The organism is [Eubacterium] eligens ATCC 27750 (assembly GCF_000146185.1).
Classification (GTDB): Bacteria; Bacillota; Clostridia; order Lachnospirales; family Lachnospiraceae; genus Lachnospira; species Lachnospira eligens.
The window spans coordinates 1,600,221-1,620,423 of record NC_012778.1; the positions used below are offsets into that span (position 1 = coordinate 1,600,221).

Annotated in this window: 17 protein-coding genes and 1 pseudogene; 6 read left to right on the plus strand and 12 right to left on the minus strand. The window is 39.3% G+C overall.

Annotation, left to right across the window (positions count from 1 at the left end):
* Positions 1-115: 115 nt before the first annotated feature.
* From EUBELI_RS14940 to EUBELI_RS07465, 3 genes and pseudogenes are all read left to right on the plus strand, one after another.
* Positions 116-595: pseudogene (locus tag EUBELI_RS14940) on the plus strand (ATP-dependent helicase); the annotation flags it as partial.
* A 66-nt stretch (positions 596-661) separates the two neighbouring features.
* Positions 662-979, plus strand: a complete 318-nt coding sequence (locus tag EUBELI_RS07460; protein WP_012739775.1) for a hypothetical protein — start codon at positions 662-664, stop codon at positions 977-979.
* Between the two features lie 197 nt (positions 980-1,176).
* Positions 1,177-1,818 carry a zinc ribbon domain-containing protein gene (locus EUBELI_RS07465; protein WP_228003421.1) on the plus strand — a complete coding sequence of 214 codons (642 nt, stop codon included), beginning with the start codon at positions 1,177-1,179 and terminating at the stop codon, positions 1,816-1,818.
* 127 nt (positions 1,819-1,945) lie between these two features.
* Here EUBELI_RS07465 and EUBELI_RS07470 read toward each other — a convergent pair whose 3' ends face one another.
* The 9 genes from EUBELI_RS07470 to EUBELI_RS07510 all read right to left on the minus strand — a co-directional run bounded on the left by EUBELI_RS07470 (position 1,946) and on the right by EUBELI_RS07510 (position 12,097).
* Positions 1,946-2,164: a hypothetical protein gene (locus EUBELI_RS07470; RefSeq protein ID WP_012739779.1), complete on the minus strand. Its 219-nt coding sequence runs from the start codon at positions 2,162-2,164 to the stop codon at positions 1,946-1,948.
* A gap of 56 nt (positions 2,165-2,220) precedes the next feature.
* The gene (locus tag EUBELI_RS07475; RefSeq protein ID WP_041688213.1) at positions 2,221-3,282 is read right to left on the minus strand and encodes a hypothetical protein; all 1,062 of its coding nucleotides are present in this window, start codon (positions 3,280-3,282) and stop codon (positions 2,221-2,223) included.
* A 30-nt stretch (positions 3,283-3,312) separates the two neighbouring features.
* A complete protein-coding gene (locus EUBELI_RS07480) occupies positions 3,313-4,392 on the minus strand; it encodes a DUF4238 domain-containing protein (protein WP_012739781.1) in 1,080 nt (359 codons plus the stop codon).
* A gap of 280 nt (positions 4,393-4,672) precedes the next feature.
* Complete coding sequence (rlmD, locus tag EUBELI_RS07485) at positions 4,673-6,064, minus strand: 23S rRNA (uracil(1939)-C(5))-methyltransferase RlmD (RefSeq protein ID WP_041688709.1); 1,392 nt, start codon at positions 6,062-6,064, stop codon at positions 4,673-4,675.
* Between the two features lie 131 nt (positions 6,065-6,195).
* Complete coding sequence (locus tag EUBELI_RS07490; RefSeq protein WP_012739783.1) at positions 6,196-7,257, minus strand: FUSC family protein; 1,062 nt, start codon at positions 7,255-7,257, stop codon at positions 6,196-6,198.
* A 191-nt stretch (positions 7,258-7,448) separates the two neighbouring features.
* Positions 7,449-7,721, minus strand: coding sequence for a hypothetical protein (locus EUBELI_RS07495; RefSeq protein ID WP_022098403.1), 273 nt, complete (start codon positions 7,719-7,721; stop codon positions 7,449-7,451).
* 66 nt (positions 7,722-7,787) lie between these two features.
* Positions 7,788-10,256, minus strand: a complete 2,469-nt coding sequence (locus EUBELI_RS07500; RefSeq protein ID WP_012739785.1) for an ATP-dependent helicase — start codon at positions 10,254-10,256, stop codon at positions 7,788-7,790.
* A gap of 147 nt (positions 10,257-10,403) precedes the next feature.
* On the minus strand, positions 10,404-11,360 hold the full coding sequence (locus EUBELI_RS07505; RefSeq protein ID WP_012739786.1) for an SPFH domain-containing protein: 957 nt from the start codon (positions 11,358-11,360) through the stop codon (positions 10,404-10,406).
* Between the two features lie 53 nt (positions 11,361-11,413).
* Positions 11,414-12,097 carry a PspA/IM30 family protein gene (locus tag EUBELI_RS07510; RefSeq protein ID WP_041688711.1) on the minus strand — a complete coding sequence of 228 codons (684 nt, stop codon included), beginning with the start codon at positions 12,095-12,097 and terminating at the stop codon, positions 11,414-11,416.
* A gap of 319 nt (positions 12,098-12,416) precedes the next feature.
* Between EUBELI_RS07510 and EUBELI_RS07515 the strand changes: the two genes are divergently transcribed.
* Complete coding sequence (locus EUBELI_RS07515; RefSeq protein ID WP_012739788.1) at positions 12,417-13,058, plus strand: DUF1836 domain-containing protein; 642 nt, start codon at positions 12,417-12,419, stop codon at positions 13,056-13,058.
* A gap of 59 nt (positions 13,059-13,117) precedes the next feature.
* Here the strand turns inward: EUBELI_RS07515 and EUBELI_RS07520 are convergent, their stop codons facing one another.
* Together EUBELI_RS07520 and EUBELI_RS07525 are read right to left on the minus strand one after the other, a co-directional pair.
* A complete protein-coding gene (locus EUBELI_RS07520) occupies positions 13,118-13,432 on the minus strand; it encodes a YerC/YecD family TrpR-related protein (protein WP_012739789.1) in 315 nt (104 codons plus the stop codon).
* Between the two features lie 82 nt (positions 13,433-13,514).
* A complete protein-coding gene (locus EUBELI_RS07525) occupies positions 13,515-16,202 on the minus strand; it encodes an ABC transporter ATP-binding protein/permease (protein ID WP_012739790.1) in 2,688 nt (895 codons plus the stop codon).
* Between the two features lie 434 nt (positions 16,203-16,636).
* On the opposite strand from EUBELI_RS07525, the gene EUBELI_RS13660 reads away from it, so the two are divergent.
* Positions 16,637-17,839, plus strand: coding sequence for a cell wall hydrolase (locus EUBELI_RS13660; RefSeq protein WP_049777939.1), 1,203 nt, complete (start codon positions 16,637-16,639; stop codon positions 17,837-17,839).
* A gap of 34 nt (positions 17,840-17,873) precedes the next feature.
* Positions 17,874-18,356, plus strand: a complete 483-nt coding sequence (locus EUBELI_RS07535; RefSeq protein ID WP_022098409.1) for a hypothetical protein — start codon at positions 17,874-17,876, stop codon at positions 18,354-18,356.
* Here the strand turns inward: EUBELI_RS07535 and EUBELI_RS07540 are convergent.
* Positions 18,353-19,981, minus strand: coding sequence for a glycoside hydrolase family 43 protein (locus EUBELI_RS07540; RefSeq protein ID WP_012739793.1), 1,629 nt, complete (start codon positions 19,979-19,981; stop codon positions 18,353-18,355). The two genes, EUBELI_RS07535 and EUBELI_RS07540, sit on opposite strands and share 4 nt — an antisense overlap.
* Positions 19,982-20,203 lie beyond the last annotated feature (222 nt).

Here is a 20,203-nt window from a genome sequence, read left to right on the forward strand (position 1 = left end):
TTGAAATTTTGAAATTCCTTATATTCCATCTTCGTTATTATTTCTTCATTATCTAAAACAATACGATTTAATTTATATGCTGTCTGATCTAATACATAACCAATTTTTTGATTTCAACGGTGCCATTTATTCCGATACCGGTGAAATCATCGAGTTTCATGACAGAAAGCTGGATGCTCTGGAGGATATCATTGAATCCTCCAATGGCAAACCTGTCCTTGTAGCCTACTGGTTCAAACACGACCTCTCACGAATCAAAGAGCGTTTTGATGTGAGAGAAATATAGTCCAGCAAGGACATCACCGACTGGAATGCCGGAAAAATCCCGGTCGCAGTCATCCACCCTGCATCCGCCGGTCATGAACTCAATCTACAGGCTGGCGGTTCCACCCTTATCTGGTTTGGGCTGACATGGTCACTGGAATTATATCAGCAGACCAACGCCCGCCTTTGGAGACAGGGACAAGCCTCCAGAACCGTGGTGATAGAGCATATCATCACAAAAGGAACCATTGATGAGCGTATCTTGAAGGCTCTCTCCAAGAAGGAGCTGACACAAAACGCCCTTATCGATGCGGTAAAAGCAAACCTATGACAGTCTTTGACAAAACACGACAATCCGTGCAAATCCGAGGGAAATAAAACAACTCGGAGGTAAAGCATGAACGCAAAAGAATATTTATTACAGGCTCGCTATCTTGATGAACACATCACCTCAAAGACTCAACAGATTGCATCCTTAAATGATCTTGCTACCAAATGCACTTCTACTATTTCAGATATACCGAGAAACCCCAACCATGGTGGCTCCAGAATGGAAGATGCCATTTTGAAAATCATTGATTTGGAAGATGGCCTGAAGAAAGACATCGAAAAGCTTGTAGATTTAAAGAAAGAAATCATGGGTGTTATCCATACTGTTCCCAACGTAGAATACCAAATGCTACTGGAAAAACGCTATCTCTGCTTCATCACTTAGGAACAGATAGCAGTGGATCTGAACTATTCTATACAGCACATGCCCTGCTTCAAAAGACCTACACCACCGACTTTCTTAACAAGACCAGAGTTAAAAATAACGGGCTTGTTCCTCAATACTATGTAGAAGGCGACCACGAAGCCATTATTCCAAAGGACATTTACCTGCAGGTACAAGAAGAACTTGTCCGCAGACGAGTGGTAAAAACCAGTGCCAATAACAAAAAACGAAGCTATAGCTGCAACCACTGCTTCTCACAAATCGTCATCTGCGGTGAATGCGGTGAAATGTTCCGAAAGCTTCACTGGAACAACCGTGGCGTCAAGTCCATTGTCTGGCGTTGCATCAGTAGGCTGGAGTCCACAGGTTTGGAATGCCACGCTCGAACCATCAATGAGCTGGTTCTTCAATATGCCGTTGTCAAAGCCATCAATCAAATGCTTGGTGACAAAAGCAATTATCAGGCGCAGCTCCAGCTTAACATTGCCGCAGTTATCCGGACATCACAGGCAACAGCCATTGACAGCATTGACGAAAAGCTGATGGCGCTGCAACAAGAACTGATTCAGAAAGCCAACAGCAAAGAGGACTACGATGAAATAGCGGATGAGATCTTCAGGCTCCGAGAACTTCGCCAGAAAACAACCGTCGATACTGCTGCAAGAGATGAACAAATAAAAAGAATTAACGACCTGCAGGATTACATTTCGCAGCAGACCGCCCTCCTTACAGAATTCGATGAAGCATTGGTGCAACGCTGGATCAAGCAGATCACCATCTGGGATGACCATATCACCGTCGAACTGAAATCCGGTGTTAGTATCGATGTTGATGCATAAGTCCCATAGACGCATGAAACCCTCTATATGGCTGACAAAATTCATTTCATTACGAGTAGTCAGAAAATCAAGCATTATTAAAATAGCCCCACCACTGGATTTTTTACTCCGGTAGTGAAGCTTTTTTTTACTTAGAAAGCATCTGATATTTCCTGTGAATAAACTCAATGATAATATCCTTAAAGGCATGGACGATTTCTATTATGACATCATCACTTACCATTTTGCTGTTCTCAGTAACCAATGCAACTTTCGCTGTATCGATTTTCTCTTCTGCACCTTGAACTTTCTGAATGATCTTGTCTGTCTGCGCTTCCGTCATACTGTTCTTCTTTTCTTCTGTCATTTGAATGACCTCCTTATCTTTGATAAGGTTATTCTAGAGCTTTTTCATTAATTTCATTAAGAACGAAAATCAGGATTTTTATTTGCCTGTCTTAACGCTGTGTATATTTCTTTAACATATCTAATTCTTTTGTTTGTCCAGCTCTTATCCGATACAAATATCTGAAAAACATCATACTCTTCCATTACCAAAGCCCAATCCTCAACGGTCGTATTCTCAACAAACCATTTCCTGATATTAGTTCCTTGATAAGTCATACGCATCAACATTGATGATACTGTCACTAGTGCTTCTCTGTATCGAGCTTCATCCGTTTCTGATAAGTCCAGAAATGATGATACAAACTTTTCTCGGATAAGAATCATACGACTGTCTGTATGAATTATACCTCCCGTATATTGAGGCGGTAGTTCAGATATCAAGCCTACCGATCCGCAGAACAAAGAACATTTTCGTTCTACATCTTCAATATATTTTTGACCTGTCCTATCCATCTCAACTGCAACGTTATAGTAAAAATCAAAAGCATACTTCCATGCAAGTGTATATAAGGCTAAAGAACCAAAAACCATACCTTCTGGTCCTTCCTCAGATTTTTCTTTCATGGTACGAATAACATCATCATATTCATTAGCATATTCGATGAAGATTTGTTTTGTAAAATTTTTACTCAATATTCTATTGTCTGTAATTGCAGAAACAAGCCTCATATCATGAACATTATTTATCTCCCAGTATTGAAAATCATTAAACTGATAACCTTCTATTTTTTCTTTAATATCTTTCATATTCGGTGAAAGCAGACCATCCAGTTCAATTCCAATTTGTTCTTTCCGTGTTAGATATTCTTGCATACGGTAATCATTTATTTTTTGAACCGTCCGTTGATGTAACATTCTCTCATCATCTAATTCTGGAGATGTCATATGAGCTCTCAGTGAACTCTTCTTTGCCGTCGAATCATAGGCAAATTTACAACATTCAAACAATATTTGCATTACTAAATCATCGAGGTCAATTCTATCTTCAAGCAAAAAAAATATATACTTATCAGGAAGCGTGCCCGTGATAACTTGTTTTATTGTCTTAAATACTTTTTTCATTTTATCGTTCAACACGCTAATTCACTCCTGCTTTTACAATCTACATTACAAGAAATCTGCTCGTTTGCTATCTGAAGATACAATAAGTTTATTACTATGTAAGGCAATTATGCGATTAAACTTCTTGACCAGCTCTCTATCTGCCATACGATAATCTACATTATTGATTTCGTCACTTCCTCTCGCTATTAAAAGCATATGTTTTGGGCTAATTGGAAAATAATAACCATTCATATTATGAGCTTCCACATAAGATATATGTTGAAATGAAGGATTATCTGAAGTTATAAACTTCCCTGCATCTGAATACGCTTCAAATAATATAATCTGGCAATTCTCTACCGCTTTTGCTAAAGCAGTATGATAGAAGCCACCTTTCTCTTTATAGAACATTCTATATAACTCTGTAAACCATACAGCATCCATCATTTCATCAATTTCATCACTTCCTCCGAACGTACTTTTTAACAGTTTACTCATCCTTGTATATACACCTGTTGCATCAAACCGAGGACTTCTACACAGCATCATAAAAAAGAACTCCATTATATCTTTTGCAGCGACTTCAGAAATTGTTCTTACACCCCCGGCTTCAGGGTTTGGCGCTATCTTGTGAACTTCGTTAATAAATGTATGTAGGATGCTTTCCCACTTCGATTCAAAAATATTACTGAATGAATCTTCTAATAGATAGCATCTCATATCATCAAAACGATTCAATAGTGCTTTCTTTCTTGCTGTTGTTCCATCATCATAATAAAAATCCCATTTATCGATATCAAACAAATGCTTGTAAATGCTCTTTTTTGTCTTGATAATACTATATCCTAGTTTCCCGTAAACAGGCTTTGAGGAATTACTTCTCATTGAATTGTAAATTTCATCAACAAAATAATTGTAAACCTTTGGGCACTTTCTTGCTAAATAAAACTGTCTGAAACTAATCGTATATAAATGAGGCTCCCAGAGAATTGCTTCCCTAGTGCTACCTTCTCCATTATCCATACCATTCGTGTAATAATAAACTCCGTCAAATTTCTTATTCGGCTCTTTACTTGTCTCAACTTTAGTCTCCCAAGCCTTCAAATATATTCTTGGGACAAAATGTTGATTTTTCGTTGGCATATGAGTTCCACCTCCTGTTATCTATTCCACTGCAAGTCTATCCCTTAGTATCGAGTGGCCGGAACTGCGTCAGCCTTGTTATCCATATCACTGCCACAACACACGACATCTAATCCACAGCCTAAACCCTACCGCAATTTTCCGGCCATCCACTTTTTCTCCAGTCAGGCTAAAAAGTAGATATGTTTCCATATAAGAAAACCGAGCTTTTTCAGAGGTTAGGCTTTATATCCCAACTTCCGAAAAAGCCCGGAAATACGCCACTTTTCAGCACTTGATTTTATTTCCTTGACAGCAAACATACCGACTCAACATGCCCCGTATTAGGAAACATATCCACGCAACAGCACTTCTCCACCTTATACCCTCTCTCCTGCAGAGTAACAAGGTCTCTTGCAAGCGAAGTAGGCTTACATGATATGTACACCATTCTGTCAACACCGTAGTCAATAATCTTCTCAAGCGCCTTAGGGTGAATTCCGTCACGAGGTGGGTCAAGTACGATGAAATCAGGCTTAATCTCAATATTATCAAGCGCCTTTAAGACATCATCTGCAATGAACTCACAATTAGTAAGACCGTTCTGGGCTGCATTCTTCTTAGCAGCCTCAACAGCTTCCGCAACAATCTCAACACCGATAACCTTGCTGGCAACCGGAGATAACATCTGTGCGATCGTACCAGTACCTGTATACAGGTCATATATAACCGGTTTGCTGTCAGCCACATCTCCAAATCCGCCAGAAAGCACATACTCCCTCGCCTTAGAGTAAAGCACTTCCGCTCCAAGAGAATTAGTCTGGAAGAATGAGAACGGAGTTATCTTGAAACGCAGTCCAAGAAGTTCCTCCTCAATATAATCATGACCATACAGAAGCTCAGTTTTCTCGTTAATTACTGCATCTGCAAGGCTGTCGTTAAATGTATGGAGAACACCTGTAAGAGTGCCCTTATATTCAATTGATGTCAGGCGGTTTACAAGCTCTGTGAAATCATGCTCAATCTGAGTTGTTGTAACAATATCAACAAGAATCTGTCCTGTCTTTACTGACTTTCTTACAAGAAGATGACGCAGATATCCCTCGTGGCTTAACTTGTGCTGGAAAGGAAGCTCCTTCTCTATTGCATAATCCTGAACGCATGTGAGAATCTTTCTGTAATCCTCATCAATAATCTTACATTCTGTAACTGGAACAATATCATACATGCTGTTTCGTTTGTGAAGTCCGAGTGCAAGAGGTCCGTCCTTGTACTCATCGCCAAATGAAAATTCCATCTTATTACGGTATTCTTCTGTAACCGGACTTCCGATTATCCCCTCAAATGGAAGCTCACCCGAAACAACTTCTCTAAGAAGCTTTTCCACCTGTGTGCTCTTAATCTTTAACTGTTCCTCGTAAGCTACTGTCTGGTAAGTGCAGCCACCGCATTTGCCAAAATGTGGACATGCCGGGTTGGTTTCAAGCGGACTCTTCTCAACAACTTCCATAAGTCTGCCTTCGCAATGTCCCTTTCTTTTCTTATTCACGCAGAATCTGACAGTCTGTCCAGGAATTGCGTTCTTGACGATTGCCTTTTCCTTCTGTCCGTCCTCATCTGTCACCCACACTGTCGCCTTGTTAGGGAAATCAACCTTTTCAACTTTACCTTCGTATACGCTTCCTTTTTTCAATCTATACTCCATTCCGCACATGAATTGTGCCTGTTATTAACATATTAATAGTTTCTGGCAGCACTTATTCACATAACGGCATACCTTATATAATTTTATCAGAAAAATGTGCTAAAGTATAGTAGTCACATTTACTCCACCACGCTGGCATTCTTTGCCTGCACTGCAGAATGTATTCTTTCAAGTACCTTGTCACACAGCCATGTATAAGCAGCACCGGCAGCATTCAGTCCTATACGTAATGCAACTGCATAAGGCATTCCAAAAAGTCCCGCCGCAATTGATAATGCGCCAAATGTATTAAAAGCTGTCTGCCATGCATAACCAGCGGAATATCCGACTCCGATACCACCTATCATGCCTATATACGGATACATTGATTCTGGCAGTACTATATACATCACTGCAAAAATCGCACATCCAACAACATTAAACAATGCCCTGTTTCCAATTCTCTTATCAACATCTTTAGAAAACGGCAGACACACTGACATGCACGCAATTCCAATCCACATTGCCCTAGGCAGTCCCATCAGGGAAACAATCAGCATAGCGCTTGATACGATAAATGTAAGCTTAATGTACCATCTTGTCCTTGCTGAATTAATATTAAATTCCTTAAACAAGTCCCAGAATGTTCTTCTATATGGTCTGTTCCTCTGATTCTTATAGAAAATAATCATGCATACTAACATCCCGGCAAGCAGTCCCACAACTCTCATTATATATTCATGGCCTGTGACATCATATCCCTGCAGCAAAAGATACCCAAGAACGAATGTTGAATGATTATACATAATTACATTGTGACATCCCATTATCATAAGAAGCATAATACACACAACATTTATTACAAATGCAGCAACTGGCGGTACCATATTAGAAACCCTCGGTCCTGCTATCAATATTGCATATATTCCCATTATCGAAACTAAACCATGTGATGTCTTAATTCCAAAATCCGCCTGTCTTAATACCAGCACCGCAAGAAGCACTGTCACTCCGACAACGCTGTTATTATTCCCCAGCAGCTTACTGAATACTGTAACTACTGCGACGCAGAATATCATAACAAGATACACCTTAAAATTATATATAAGAATATGTCTTCTTTTCTCTTTAGAATCCTGTGTGTTCTTGATAAGCTGTTTTGAACCAGCCGAGCTTAACTGTAACTCCTGATAAAATGTCATAAATTCCCGATTTCCTTTCCTCCCCTTAAATTTTGCTTAATAACAGGGTTGAGTAATATAACACTGATTACACCCCTATGTCAATTAAGAAATAATTAAATATTATGCAATAAAAAAAACCACAACCACTGACATATCCTAATGGACATATCAAGCCGGCTGTGGCTTTCAATCATATCGCACTTATTACATTACTTCTCGATGTCTTCATCCTCGAAATCATCGTCAAAATCTTCGTCTTCGAAATCTTCATCATCGAAGTCATCTAAATAATCTGGTGTAAAATATCTGTATACAGCATAAGCGATACCAGCAACTGCTGCAACTGCACCAACGATAGCAAGAACAGCTATGATAATTGTGCTGCACTTCTTGCAGCATTTCTTATCTTCATCTTCCTTCTTGCTAATAAGTTCTCCTAATTTAGTAGCTGCGATAAGCTCATCTAATTTTTCTTTACTCATAACAATATCTCCTTTCATACCACGGATTTAATAAATGTATTATAGCATAGCGTTAAACATTTGTCATTATAGTTTTTTAAGTCTGGCAAATCCTGCCAGCATTTTCTTCTGTCCGTACTCTGCAAATTCAACTGTTACCATATAGTCTCTTGCTGAATCCTCTATAGCAAGTACCTTTCCTTCGCCGAATTTCACATGGCTCACCATATCACCGACACTGTAGCCAAGTCCACCTGAAGATTTTGCACTTATATCTGCACCTCTTGCAGCACCTATTACATTTCTTGAAGACAAGCCGCTTCGTGTAGGCACTCCTGCATAAGCACTTCTTACAGAATCTGCCGGTGTCTTTCTCTTTTCTGGTTTCTTAAGGTCAAATAATTCCATAGGGTCTTTTCCAAATCCCGGATTAGAACTGCCATTTATCTTAACCTTTCTTGAACTATATGTTCCTGCTGCCCTTCCGCCTGGTGTGCCACTTCCGTAGCTGCTAAGAATTGATCTGGCTGTTGCGCGCATGTTAATGCCTGTTGTATCCGGCTCATCTGATGTCCCGCCATATGCAATCCTGCCTTTAGCATACCCACTGGAATTGTTTTCTATGTGCATATAATCCTTAGGAATTTCATTAATAAATCTTGAAACCTTATTCATCTGTGTTTCACCACGCACCATACGCGACTTGGCACTTGTAAGATTAAGTATTTTCTCTGCTCTTGTTATTCCAACATAGCACAGTCTTCTCTCTTCCTCTATCTCAGTTGAATCATCTGACACAATTGTCATATAGCTTGGGAAAAGTCCGTCCTCCATTCCTGTCATATACACGATTGGAAATTCCAGACCTTTCGCACTGTGCAGCGTCATAAGCATTACATGAGGCTCTGACTCATCAAGATTATCAATATCCGCTATTAAGGCAACTTCTTCAAGAAGTCCTGAAAGTGTAGGCTCTTCGCCTGCTTCTTTACAGCTCTCCTCATAGCTTACAACCTTATTAATGAATTCATCCAGATTCTCGCGTCTTGCCTCAACCTCTTCCACCGTTTCATTCTGTGAAAGGCTCTCAATATATCCTGTATCCTCAATTACAGCCTCAGCAAGCTCCTTTAATGACATAAATTCTTCTTTGGCACGCAGTCTTCCAATAAGGTCAACAAATGGCTCTAACTTGGAAAGTGCCGCATTCTTTATTGTGTCAATATCCTTTGCATTGACAAGTGCTTCCCAGAAAGTAATATCATTAAAATCTGCATATTCCTGCAATCTGTCAATCGTAGTATTACCAATCCCCCTCTTCGGAACATTTATAATTCGCTTAACCGCCTGACCATCAAGACCATTATCAATAGTTTTAAGATAAGCAAGAATATCTTTGATTTCCTTTCGCTGATAGAAATTCTGTCCGCCATATATCTTATATGGAATGTTGTGAATCATCAGCTTTTCTTCGAGCGCTCTTGACTGTGCATTAGTTCTGTAAAGAATGGCAACATCATTATAATTCCAGCCATCCCTTACATACTCTGCAATACCACTCGCAACGCCTTCTGCTTCATCATACCCGTTCTCATACAGAGTATAATTGACCTTCTCGCCCTCTCCGTTATCAGTCCAGAGTGACTTGCTCTTTCTGCCAATATTATTACTTATCACCGCATTTGCAGCATTAAGAATAGTCTGCGTCGAACGGTAATTCTGCTCAAGCTTTATAACCTTAGCGCCTGTGAACACATTTTCAAAGTTAAGAATATTATAAATGTTTGCTCCACGGAACTTATATATAGACTGGTCATCATCACCAACCACACATATATTGCCATACTTTGCTGCAAGCATTGCAACAAGCTTAAACTGTGATGTATTAGTATCCTGATACTCATCGACCATTATATATCTGAATCTGTCCTGATAATGCTCAAGTACCTCTGCATCACTCTGAAACAGCTCAACCGTCTTGAATATCAGGTCATCAAAATCAAGTGCATTGTTAAGCTTAAGCGTCTTCTGATATTCTCTGTATACGCCCGCAATTCTTCTAAGATTATAGTCGTTACCTGCCTCAAGCTCGAACTCATCAGGAGTCTTTAACTCATCTTTAGCAGATGAAATCTTACTCATAATTGCACGCTCTTTAAGCATCTTCGTATCTATATTCATCTTCTTACATATATCCTTGATTACAGACTTCTGGTCGTCCGTATCATATATCGTAAAGTTATTATCGTATCCAATTCTGTCTATGTATCTTCTTAAAATTCTCACGCATGTTGAGTGGAATGTACTTACCCATACAGCCCCTGCACCCTGTGCCACAGTAGTCTCAACTCGTTCTTTCATCTCTCTTGCAGCTTTATTAGTAAATGTAATTGCCATAATATTATATGGGTCTACTCCGCATTCTTCTATTAAATATGCAATTCTGTTCGTAAGCACGCGTGTCTTTCCAGAGCCTGCTCCGGCAATAATAAGCAGCGCACCATCTGTATATTTAACTGCCCTTTTCTGGCTGTCATTCAAATCTTCTAATCTCATATATCCACCTTCATGCAAATGTGAAATCTATATCCACCTTATTTCTGCCAACTACCACATTATACAAAAACAACGGGATGTTGCCAAGCCAATATGACAACATCCCTGATTGTTATTTATTAAATTCACATATTACTAATTGTCAGATTATGCAAGCTTTGTTCCACAGTTAGAACAGAACTTAGCGCCATTAGTTGGTGTTCCACAGTTAGGACAGAACTTAGGTGCTGTGCCACCTGACACATTTGCATTATTATTCATTGCAGTATTCATGTTATTCATCATCTGCTGTCCAACCTGCATTCCCATCTGGAGCTGCATCATATCACTGGCAATATTCGAACCGCCTCTTGAATTGCCGATACTATCAGCCATAGCCATCTGTGTATATCTGTTCATATCTCCAACCATTGCCTGAGAAGCTGCCTTATTAGTCATCTTCTGTACTTCTTCCGGATAAGAGAAGCTTGAGATAGTAAAGCTTGTTATTGTGATTCCTAACTTGCTCATCTCCATATCAAGGTCTGTCTTAATACCCGCTGAGATATCATAAGCATTAGCCTGAAGATTAAACATATCCTTGCCTTCTTTAGAAATCCACTTCATAAGAAGCTGGTCAAGAACTGCTGATATTCTTTCCTTAACATCTGCAACAGTGTACATCTGCTTTACACCTGCTACCTTGTCTATAAGCGTAATGTAATCAGATACTGAAAACGAGAAGTTACCGAAAGCTCTTATTGGCATGCCACCTGGAAGTGCCTGTGTTGGAATAAGAATAGGATTCTTAGTTCCCCACTTCTCTGTGAATTCCTTAGTATTAACGAATAAAACTTCAGCTCTTACTCCACTGTTGAAGCCAAACTTAAAGCCTTTAAGTGTTGATAAGAATGGAATAATCTGTGATTCAATATCAAAGCTTCCCTCGTCCTTAAAAATACCTTCAATCTTACCATTGTACATAAAGATTGCATCCTGGCCGGCGCGGATAATCAGCTTACTGCCTTTCTTGATTTCTCTGTTGGTCCATTTCCAGAAGATTATATCATCTCTGTACTCTTCCCATTCAACTACGTTGGCAAACTGCCCTTTGAATAATCCCATGTTCCCTCTCCTTATCTATGTATTGCTTATCTCATTATAAATGTGCTTCTGAATTATAAGCCCATCTGAGCCTTAAGTGCTGCTAATTCATCATCAACTGCTGTGTTAGCTGGCTCTGCATCATACTTAGCTGCAAGACTGTCAACATCTGCCTCAAGCTGTGTCTGGTTAAGCTCTGCCATTGCATTAGCCTCGTCAAGCATCTTATTAGCCTTAGCCTCCATCTTACCGAATGCATCCATGCTTGTTCCAACACTGTTAACACTTGAACCAACCTTGTTGATTCTCTCCTGAGCCTTAGCTGCTGCAACCTTAGCCTTAACTGCATCTCTTCTTGCTTCAAGAGACTGGATATCCTTGCAGAGCTTATCATGCATCTGACGCATCTTAGCTGCATTGTCTGCTGCAATATTATATGTCTGCTGTAATGTAGCCTGCTTAGAAACTAACTGCTGCTTCTTCTCAAGGAATGTTCTTGCATCTGCCTCGTTGCCAGCCTTAAGAGCTTTTTCTGCATATGACTGATACTTGGCAACATCTGCTGTGCATTCATCAAGCTCTCTTTTACATCTTGTCTCCTCAGCCATAACTGAAGCTGTCTCTGCCTTAACCTTTCCAAGGTCGCTCTCAAGATTTCTCATGTACTGGTCAATCATCTTCTCTGGATCTTCACACTTATCGAGAAGTGCATTGATGTTAGCGCTCATAATGTCCTTGAATCTTGTTAAAATACCCATAATAATCCTCCATTCCTGTGCCGCTTTCTGGCACATATCACCCTCTGGTGCATCCGAATTCTGTCTCCCAGAATTCTTAAAAAACCTTTTTCATTATAATATATCAGGAGTAAAAAGTCACGAATATTTGCTCCTATGAAACATATTTTATATTCTTGTAATAAAAATTAAAATATCATAATATGCACAATACACTATGCTAAAGTTCATTATATTATTCCTACTTGAAATGTGGTTTTAAAAACTATATAATATAGCTTAAGCATTAATATAAATGTATTCTCTCATGAATACGCATTTTTAAAGAAATGAGGAACATATGAACAACGATATTAAAGAGCTTATGAGTGGTATTCTTAAAGATATGTCCGCTCTTAACTATATAAAACCCGGAGATGTGCCTAACATCAACCTGTACATGGATCAGGTTACAACATTTATGTATGAACATCTTCACGATACAAAGCGTACCACTGATGATAAAGTACTAACCAAAACAATGATTAACAACTATGCCAAAAACAATCTGCTGCCATCACCAGTAAAGAAAAAGTACTCTAAGGAACACATATATATCCTTACATTTATCTATTACTTTAAGAACATTCTCTCAATAAGTGATATACAGAAAATGCTCAATCCTCTCACTGAGAAATTCTTTGATGAAGGTTCCAAGCCGGATCTGGATTATATATATAATGAGATTTTTTCAATGGAATCCTCTCTTGCAAGGCCATTATCTAAAGATATATTTGCAAAGTCTGAACAGGCAAGCAATGCATTTTCAGATGTAAAGGATGATGATGACAGAGAATTCTTACAGTTCTTCAGCCTTGTATGCCTTTTAAGCTTTGATGTATACATGAAGAAGAACATGATTGAAAGTCTGATTGATGATTACTCTGCCAAGCATGCGCCAAAGCATCCTGAGAAGCCTGATAAAACAGACAAAAAGAAATAATCCATACAAATTAAGGGAACTGCCAGTACTGACAGTTCCCTTTTACATTGCTTCATATATTACTTATTATCTTCTGACTCTTTCTCAAGCATGCCAAGTCTTTCAAATACTCTGTCATACCCGTCATTACCATAATTAAGCGAACGGTTTACCCTGCTGATTGTCGCAGTAGACGCACCTGTCTTCTCTGCAATATCAAGATATGTCCTGTGTTCTCTTAACATCTTGGCAACCTCAAATCTCTGGGATAAGGATAAAATCTCGTTAATTGTACATACATCCTCAAAGAAATCGTATGCTTCATCTAAATCCTTAAGACTTAATATTGCCTGAAAAAGCTGCTCAACAGCCTGTGTCTTTAACTTATTGTTCATAATTATCCACCCCGGTTTTCCAAAAATAACATTGGCTTATTACTTTTAAATTTTAACACAGTGAAGTTTTAAAGTAAAGACATTATTCACTTCTTAATGCCACAACAGGGTCTTTTTTAGCTGCAAGCTTTGCTGGGATAAGTCCGGCAATAAATGTAAGGAACATGCTTATTATTATAAGTATTACTCCTCCTGCAACCGGAAGCTGTGCAACATTGGAAATGTCTGTAAGGTGCTTAATCAACGCATTTGCAGGTATGCACAACAATAAAGTTACAACAATGCCGAGTGCGCCTGAGACAAAACCTTCAATAAGTGTCTCTGCATTGAATATTCTTGAAACATCTTTCTTAGAAGCACCAATACTTCTTAATACTCCAATTTCCTTAGTTCTTTCAAGTACTGAAATGTATGTGATAATACCTATCATTATTGAAGAAACTATAAGTGATATTGCAACAAATGCTATTAATACATAAGAGATTGCATTAATAATTGTACTTACTGATGACATCATTATTCCAACATAATCTGTGTAGTTAATAACATTTTCTTCCTTGCCATCGTCCTGCTGCAGCTTATTGTAATCCTTGATAATATTCTGAACCTTCTCCTTAGAATCAAAATCAGTTGCATATATATCTATCTGTGAAGGTGTATCAAGGTCTGTAATTCCAAGCTTCGACTTATTGCTGTCTAATGTTGCATCTGTTGTTCTAGCCTTTAGTGACGCTGAGAAAAGCTGTAGTATCTGATCATCGCTCATTCCACTTGTCATTGCCTGCATCTGAGCGCTTTCCTCTGGTGAAAGTGTTGCCATATATGCATTTACATCATCCATTGTAATCTCTGTATTCCTGTCATTGTCAAATGGAACTCCTGTAAATACATCAACGCTTGTATCAGCAAGCTGTGCCTTGGCTATCTCACTGTTTTTTACTTCTTCGATAATGTATTCCGTAAGCTTTGCTGTATAACCGATTCCACTTGAAAGTGAAGTACTGACTGCATCATCATTAGGTCTGATTATTCCACATACTTTAATGTCAGTTCCGTTATTTACAACATTTGTCATATACTTATCATCTTTGCTGTAATCGTCCCATGTACCAGTCACATCATTGTACTTATACATGTCTGTAGGCATAACAAGCTTAAACTCTGTATCAAGAATCTCGTCAAATGTATAGCTTATATCTTTTTTTGTTTCGTATGATTCACCAACCATCATTTTCTTAAAGAGTGTTCTTACTTCCTCAGGGTCTTTAAGACCTAATGAGTAAAGTGTATAATCATCAACCTCGTTATTCTTATCTGCAACAAGCACAACCTCATTGAAATTCTCTGGCCAGTGTCCTGCAAGGACATCATACTGCTCATCAAGAACCTGCTGGTTTCCTAAAAGCTGGTTCCACACACTGCTGTTAGAAAACATTCCCATGCCCATACCAGATGACATTGAAGAAGATGCGCTTGTTGCACCTTCGCCATATATCGAATCAAACATTGTACCTGGGTTTAACTGCTCAACACCGTTAGAAGTATCCTTCATATAAATGTTAAGAGGAACATCATATGAATACTGGATATCACTTACATATGACTTAATGTCAGAGCTGCCGTTTTCAATGTATTTCTTAAACTCAGAAAGGTTATTGCTCTTAACTTCCTTTACCATGGTATTGATCATGTCACCCATGATATCGTTAGAATATATTTTAGACTTATCCTCATGCTCTTCTGAATCCGAATTACCTGTCATGCTTGATACCATACTGCTTATATCAATGGCTTCCGCCTGAAGTGTTATAGGATAACTCGAAAGCGTATCTCTCTGAACCCTGTCTATGTATAACTGGATACCATTTGAGATAGACAAAATCATTGCAATACCGATAATTCCTATGCTTCCTGCAAATGCAGTAAGAATCGTTCTTGTTTTCTTAGTCATCAGGTTATTAAAGGAAAGCGAAAGAGCTGTAAAGAATGACATAGATGTTTTCTGCTTATTTCCTGACTTTTTAGTCTTCTTTTCTGATGTCTTAACCTTAGCAGCCTCTTTAGCCCTGATATCAGCTTCCATATCTTCTAACGAATATGGATCAGAGTCATCAGTTATCACACCATCTAATAATCTGACTATTCTTGTAGAATAATCTTTGGCAAGCTCCGGATTATGAGTTACCATAATTATAAGTCTGTCCTTTGATATCTCCTTTAAAAGCTCCATAATCTGGATACTTGTCTCTGTGTCAAGCGCTCCTGTAGGCTCGTCAGCAAGCAGGATATCAGGATTATTTACAAGTGCTCTTGCAATAGCAACCCTCTGCATCTGTCCACCTGACATCTGATTAGGCTTCTTGTGAATCTGCTCTCCAAGTCCAACTTTCTCAAGTGCCTCTATCGCTCTTTTCTTTCTCTCTGCCTTAGATACACCTGAAAGCGTAAGTGCAAGCTCTACATTAGATAAAACAGTCTGGTGCGGAATCAGATTGTAACTCTGAAACACAAAACCAATAGAATTATTTCTGTAAAAATCCCAGTCTCTGTCCTTATAATTCTTAGTTGACACTCCATTTATCTTAAGGTCGCCGCTCGTATACTTATCAAGTCCGCCTATAATATTAAGCATAGTGGTCTTACCACATCCGGACTGTCCAAGAATCGACACGAACTCACAGTCCCTGAACCTAAGATTAATGCCCTTAAGTGCGCTCACAGTAGTAGAACCGGACACATAGTCTTTCTTTATATCATTTAATTCAAGCATGGAATACTCCTTTTATTTTATTAAGGGTTGCGGATTGGGAATTGGTCTGCATCCTTCAACTTGCGTACATGACGTTGTGGCATCTGACTATAGCATACGCTTTCAGGAATCCTGCGCTTAGTGTAACTAAATGCCGCTATCTACAGAGTTTATTACGGTGTGTCAAATCAAACGCGCTTCGCTTGAACGAGATTTGACGCACCGCCCTTATGTATATAGCGACATTAAGTTACACACAGCTCGGATTATTCAAGCGTATGCTATAGTCAGACACCGCAACTGATATACACAACATTTAAGACGCAGACCAATTCCCAATCCGCAGTCCTCAATTAATATACACCATGGAAAGCTTGGCTTGCAATTTATTCCAGCACATTTTATACTAATATTGTTTTTTGTTTATAAAAATATAATGATTACTAGGAGTCTATGTGAAACATTTTATCAGATTAAGATTAAAGAATTTAACAGCCATTGGTCTTTCGCTTTGCATGGCAGCTACATTTGCTGTTCCATTTTTTGCTTATCCTGACCAGTTGATGGCTGATACACAGAATGACCTCGACGCTGTTAATAAACAGCTTGAAGAATTAAGAAATAAACAGAGCGAACTCAATGCATCTTACGGGGAGCTTAACGAGAAGCTGTCTGCTTCCGGAGAGAAGCTGTCTTCTATTGAGGATGCAGTTAATGCGAAGCAGTCTGAGATTGATGCTACCAATATCCAGGTTGCTGATATGCAGGCAGAGATTGACCAACAGTACGCCGCCATGAAACTTCGTATTCAGTTTATGTATGAGAATAATAATACTACTATCCTGTCAACGCTTCTGTCGGCTGAAAGCCTTTCTGACCTTTTATCCAAGTCAGAATATATCCAGCAGATTTCTAATTATGACCACCAGAAGATGCAGGAATTAAGTAACCTTCTGGCTTCTCTTAAAGAAACTCAGGCAAAGCTTGAAGAAGAGATGACCGAACTTGTCACTCTTAAAGATGATGCAGCCCGCGAAGCTGATAATTTTGCTGTGCTTCTCTCACAATGCCAGACAGAGCTTGACACTACAAGTGACAGCATTACTGATGCAGAGGCACTTGCGCTTGAATACGAAAAGCAGATTGAACAGGAAATGTTAGAGCGTCAGCGCCGTGAAATGGAAGCCCTTGAAGCTGCAAAAAAAGCACAGGAAGAGGCTGACAAAGTCAATAACGCCGGTAATACAGGCAATAATTCATCTTCCGGCTCTGCTATGGTTGACCAGAACGCTCTTAACAATGTTCTTAAGAATCACACTGCCGAAGATGTTGCAATGCTCGCAGCAATTATTGAATGTGAAGCCGGCAACCAGTCATATGAGGGCAAATGTGCTGTAGGAAGTGTTGTTATCAACAGAGTTGCAGACCCACGCTTTGCCAACAGCATAAGCGGCGTAATATATGCACCTTACCAGTTTTCACCTGTTGCCAGCGGACGATTTGCAATAGTACTTGCAAGAGGTGCAAATGCAGCCTGCACCCAGGCAGCCGTTGATGTGCTTAACGGTTATATCAATATTAACGCACTATATTTTCATGTATATGACAGTTCTGTCGATGTGGGCGGAACCGTTATCGGAGATCATGTATTTTACTAACTCATTAAATATACCAAGGGGAGAATTATTAACTATGAAGAAAGCAACTAAAGCATCTGATAACAGATATTATCAAGCAAGATTTTCTGCTGCACAGAAAAATACTGACTTTGAAAGCCGTGAAGCAGCTTCAGATGTCGTAGGTATAGACAGAACAAGACTTGCAAGAATTGAACTTGGCAATGTAACACCTTATGCAGACGAGGTTGTATCTATGTCAAAATGCTACAACGCTCCTGAACTCTGCTACAATTACTGCTCAAACGAATGTCCGATTGGAAGGCTTACAATGAAGGAAGTCGAGATTAATTCATTTGACAGATTATCATTAAAAATGCTTGGTTCTTTGAATGATATCGAAAACCTGCGTGCTTCTATTATCAATATCTCTGCTGATGGCCAGGTTGATATTGGAGAACAGGAGGAATTCAAGCAGATACTTGAATCCCTCGACCTTATTTCCAATAATGCGAAAGCCCTTGAATTGTGGGCTAAGAAAAACATTAAGAATATTTAACGGCTGTATCTTACATAATCTACCGTAACAAAACCTTTGTTTTCACTATTGGCAGAATTATCATGTGATACATATACACCGCTCTTTACACCAACCCATCTTCCGGCTTTGGCAATAACGGAAACAGGGTTGGTGTATTTTTTTCCGTCTGTGCTTATCTCTATTGTTACTGTCTCAACAGGTGCTTCCTTAACAGGAAGTCCACCCTCGACATGATCTTTAGTTCCTGTCTTTTTAACTGTGTATCTGAAATATATTTCCTTAAGATTATCGTATGAAGCAAGCAATTCTTTAGTCTCTTTAGTATAAGCCTGGTCACAGTCAAACTGCTGCACACCCTTTACTGCATACACTTCCATCTTACCGCCTTTGACAGTCACATCTGCTGCCAGATAATTCATTCCCATATGAATGAATCCGGCATTATCACCATCAGCCATTCCGCTTATATTCATCTTAGTAATACAGCTAAATTCCGGTGCCGGCCACTTCTGCAGGAGAAGATTTCTGTAATCGCCAATTGGTCTGTTTGATGCTCTGCCAACCGCATTAAGCTTTATATAAGAACCGTCATCAGACACATTTCCACTTTCATCAGTGCCAGACTGCGCCCAGTCACTATCAGGATTGGCGTTCCACTGCCACTGCAGTCCCAAAGTATCTTCTGTGAATTCATCTGTAGTATCTGGCTCACATATTTCATAAACGGCACCAACATCAGGTTTTTCGTACTCCATCACAGGCTCGCCATAATCATTGCCATCTTTCTTAACTCCAATAACAGGCCAGTCATTTTCCCAGCTCATTGGCTGCAGATGTGTTATTCTGCCTGCTGCATACACATCCTGAAAATGTATGAACCAGTCCTGTCCTGTAACTGTGTCAACCCATGCACCCTGATGAGGTCCATTTACAGGCGAATCTCCTTGTCTCATAACCACTTTATACTCATATGGTCCAAACACATTTTTCGACCTTAACACTGTCTGCCAGCCTGTCTTAACACCGCCAGCCGGTGCAAATATATAATACCATCCGTTTCGCTTATACATCTTAGGACCTTCTATTGTAATCTGGTCATTTAAGTTACCGTCAAATATAATCTTTTCCTCACCAATAAGCCCCATTCCATCTGGCTGCATCTCTACCATATGAAGCACACTCTTGTATCCGATACGGCTCTTGGCAACTCCTGCAACAAGATATGCCTTTCCATCCTCATCCCAGAATGGGCATGGGTCAATCCAGCCTGCGCCTGGTCTTATATTCACTGGCTTACTCCACTCACCATAAGGGTCTGTTGCTGTAGTCATATATATTCCTTCATCCGGCATTGGGAAGCACACATAATATGTACCCTCATGATATCTTATTGCAGGTGCCCACACTCCGCATCCATGAATTGGATTTCTATATCTGAATTCTGGAATTTCAGCCAAAATGTAGTTAACAACCTTCCAGTTTACAAGGTCCTTAGAATGAAGCAACGGCATAGCCGGAGCATTAGAAAAGCTTGATGATATCATAAAATAATCATCACCGACACGGATTGCGTCCGGATCTGAATAATCAGCGTAAAGTATTGGATTCTTGTATCGTCCATTCCCTAAATCTGCTGTCCACATATATGACCTCTTTCTGCCAGTTTACGGCTCAATAATTTATTTCTGCTTATGCAGATATTTCTCTGCTATCATATTACAACAGTTAAATAAGAATTTCCAGTACTTTTGTGAAGTTATTTTATAAAAGTTTTTTAGTTGACATTTTATTATTAAGTATTCTGCGCTTAAACCGATATTATATATAACCGTGTTCATTGCTGAATATGAAAGGCGGGTATACTT

Excerpts from the sequence above, each read along its gene's own strand:
- EUBELI_RS07460 (WP_012739775.1), top strand. The coding sequence starts at position 662 with ATGAACGCAAAAGAATATTTATTACAGGCTCGCTATCTTGATGAACAC.
- EUBELI_RS07470 (WP_012739779.1), bottom strand. The coding sequence starts at position 2,164 with ATGACAGAAGAAAAGAAGAACAGTATGACGGAAGCGCAGACAGACAAG.
- EUBELI_RS07480 (WP_012739781.1), bottom strand. The coding sequence starts at position 4,392 with ATGCCAACGAAAAATCAACATTTTGTCCCAAGAATATATTTGAAGGCT.
- EUBELI_RS07490 (WP_012739783.1), bottom strand. The coding sequence starts at position 7,257 with ATGACATTTTATCAGGAGTTACAGTTAAGCTCGGCTGGTTCAAAACAG.
- EUBELI_RS07495 (WP_022098403.1), bottom strand. The coding sequence starts at position 7,721 with ATGAGTAAAGAAAAATTAGATGAGCTTATCGCAGCTACTAAATTAGGA.
- EUBELI_RS07500 (WP_012739785.1), bottom strand. The coding sequence starts at position 10,256 with ATGAGATTAGAAGATTTGAATGACAGCCAGAAAAGGGCAGTTAAATAT.
- EUBELI_RS07505 (WP_012739786.1), bottom strand. The coding sequence starts at position 11,360 with ATGGGATTATTCAAAGGGCAGTTTGCCAACGTAGTTGAATGGGAAGAG.
- EUBELI_RS07510 (WP_041688711.1), bottom strand. The coding sequence starts at position 12,097 with ATGGGTATTTTAACAAGATTCAAGGACATTATGAGCGCTAACATCAAT.
- EUBELI_RS07515 (WP_012739788.1), top strand. The coding sequence starts at position 12,417 with ATGAACAACGATATTAAAGAGCTTATGAGTGGTATTCTTAAAGATATG.
- EUBELI_RS07520 (WP_012739789.1), bottom strand. The coding sequence starts at position 13,432 with ATGAACAATAAGTTAAAGACACAGGCTGTTGAGCAGCTTTTTCAGGCA.
- EUBELI_RS07525 (WP_012739790.1), bottom strand. The coding sequence starts at position 16,202 with ATGCTTGAATTAAATGATATAAAGAAAGACTATGTGTCCGGTTCTACT.
- EUBELI_RS07535 (WP_022098409.1), top strand. The coding sequence starts at position 17,874 with ATGAAGAAAGCAACTAAAGCATCTGATAACAGATATTATCAAGCAAGA.
- EUBELI_RS07540 (WP_012739793.1), bottom strand. The coding sequence starts at position 19,981 with ATGTGGACAGCAGATTTAGGGAATGGACGATACAAGAATCCAATACTT.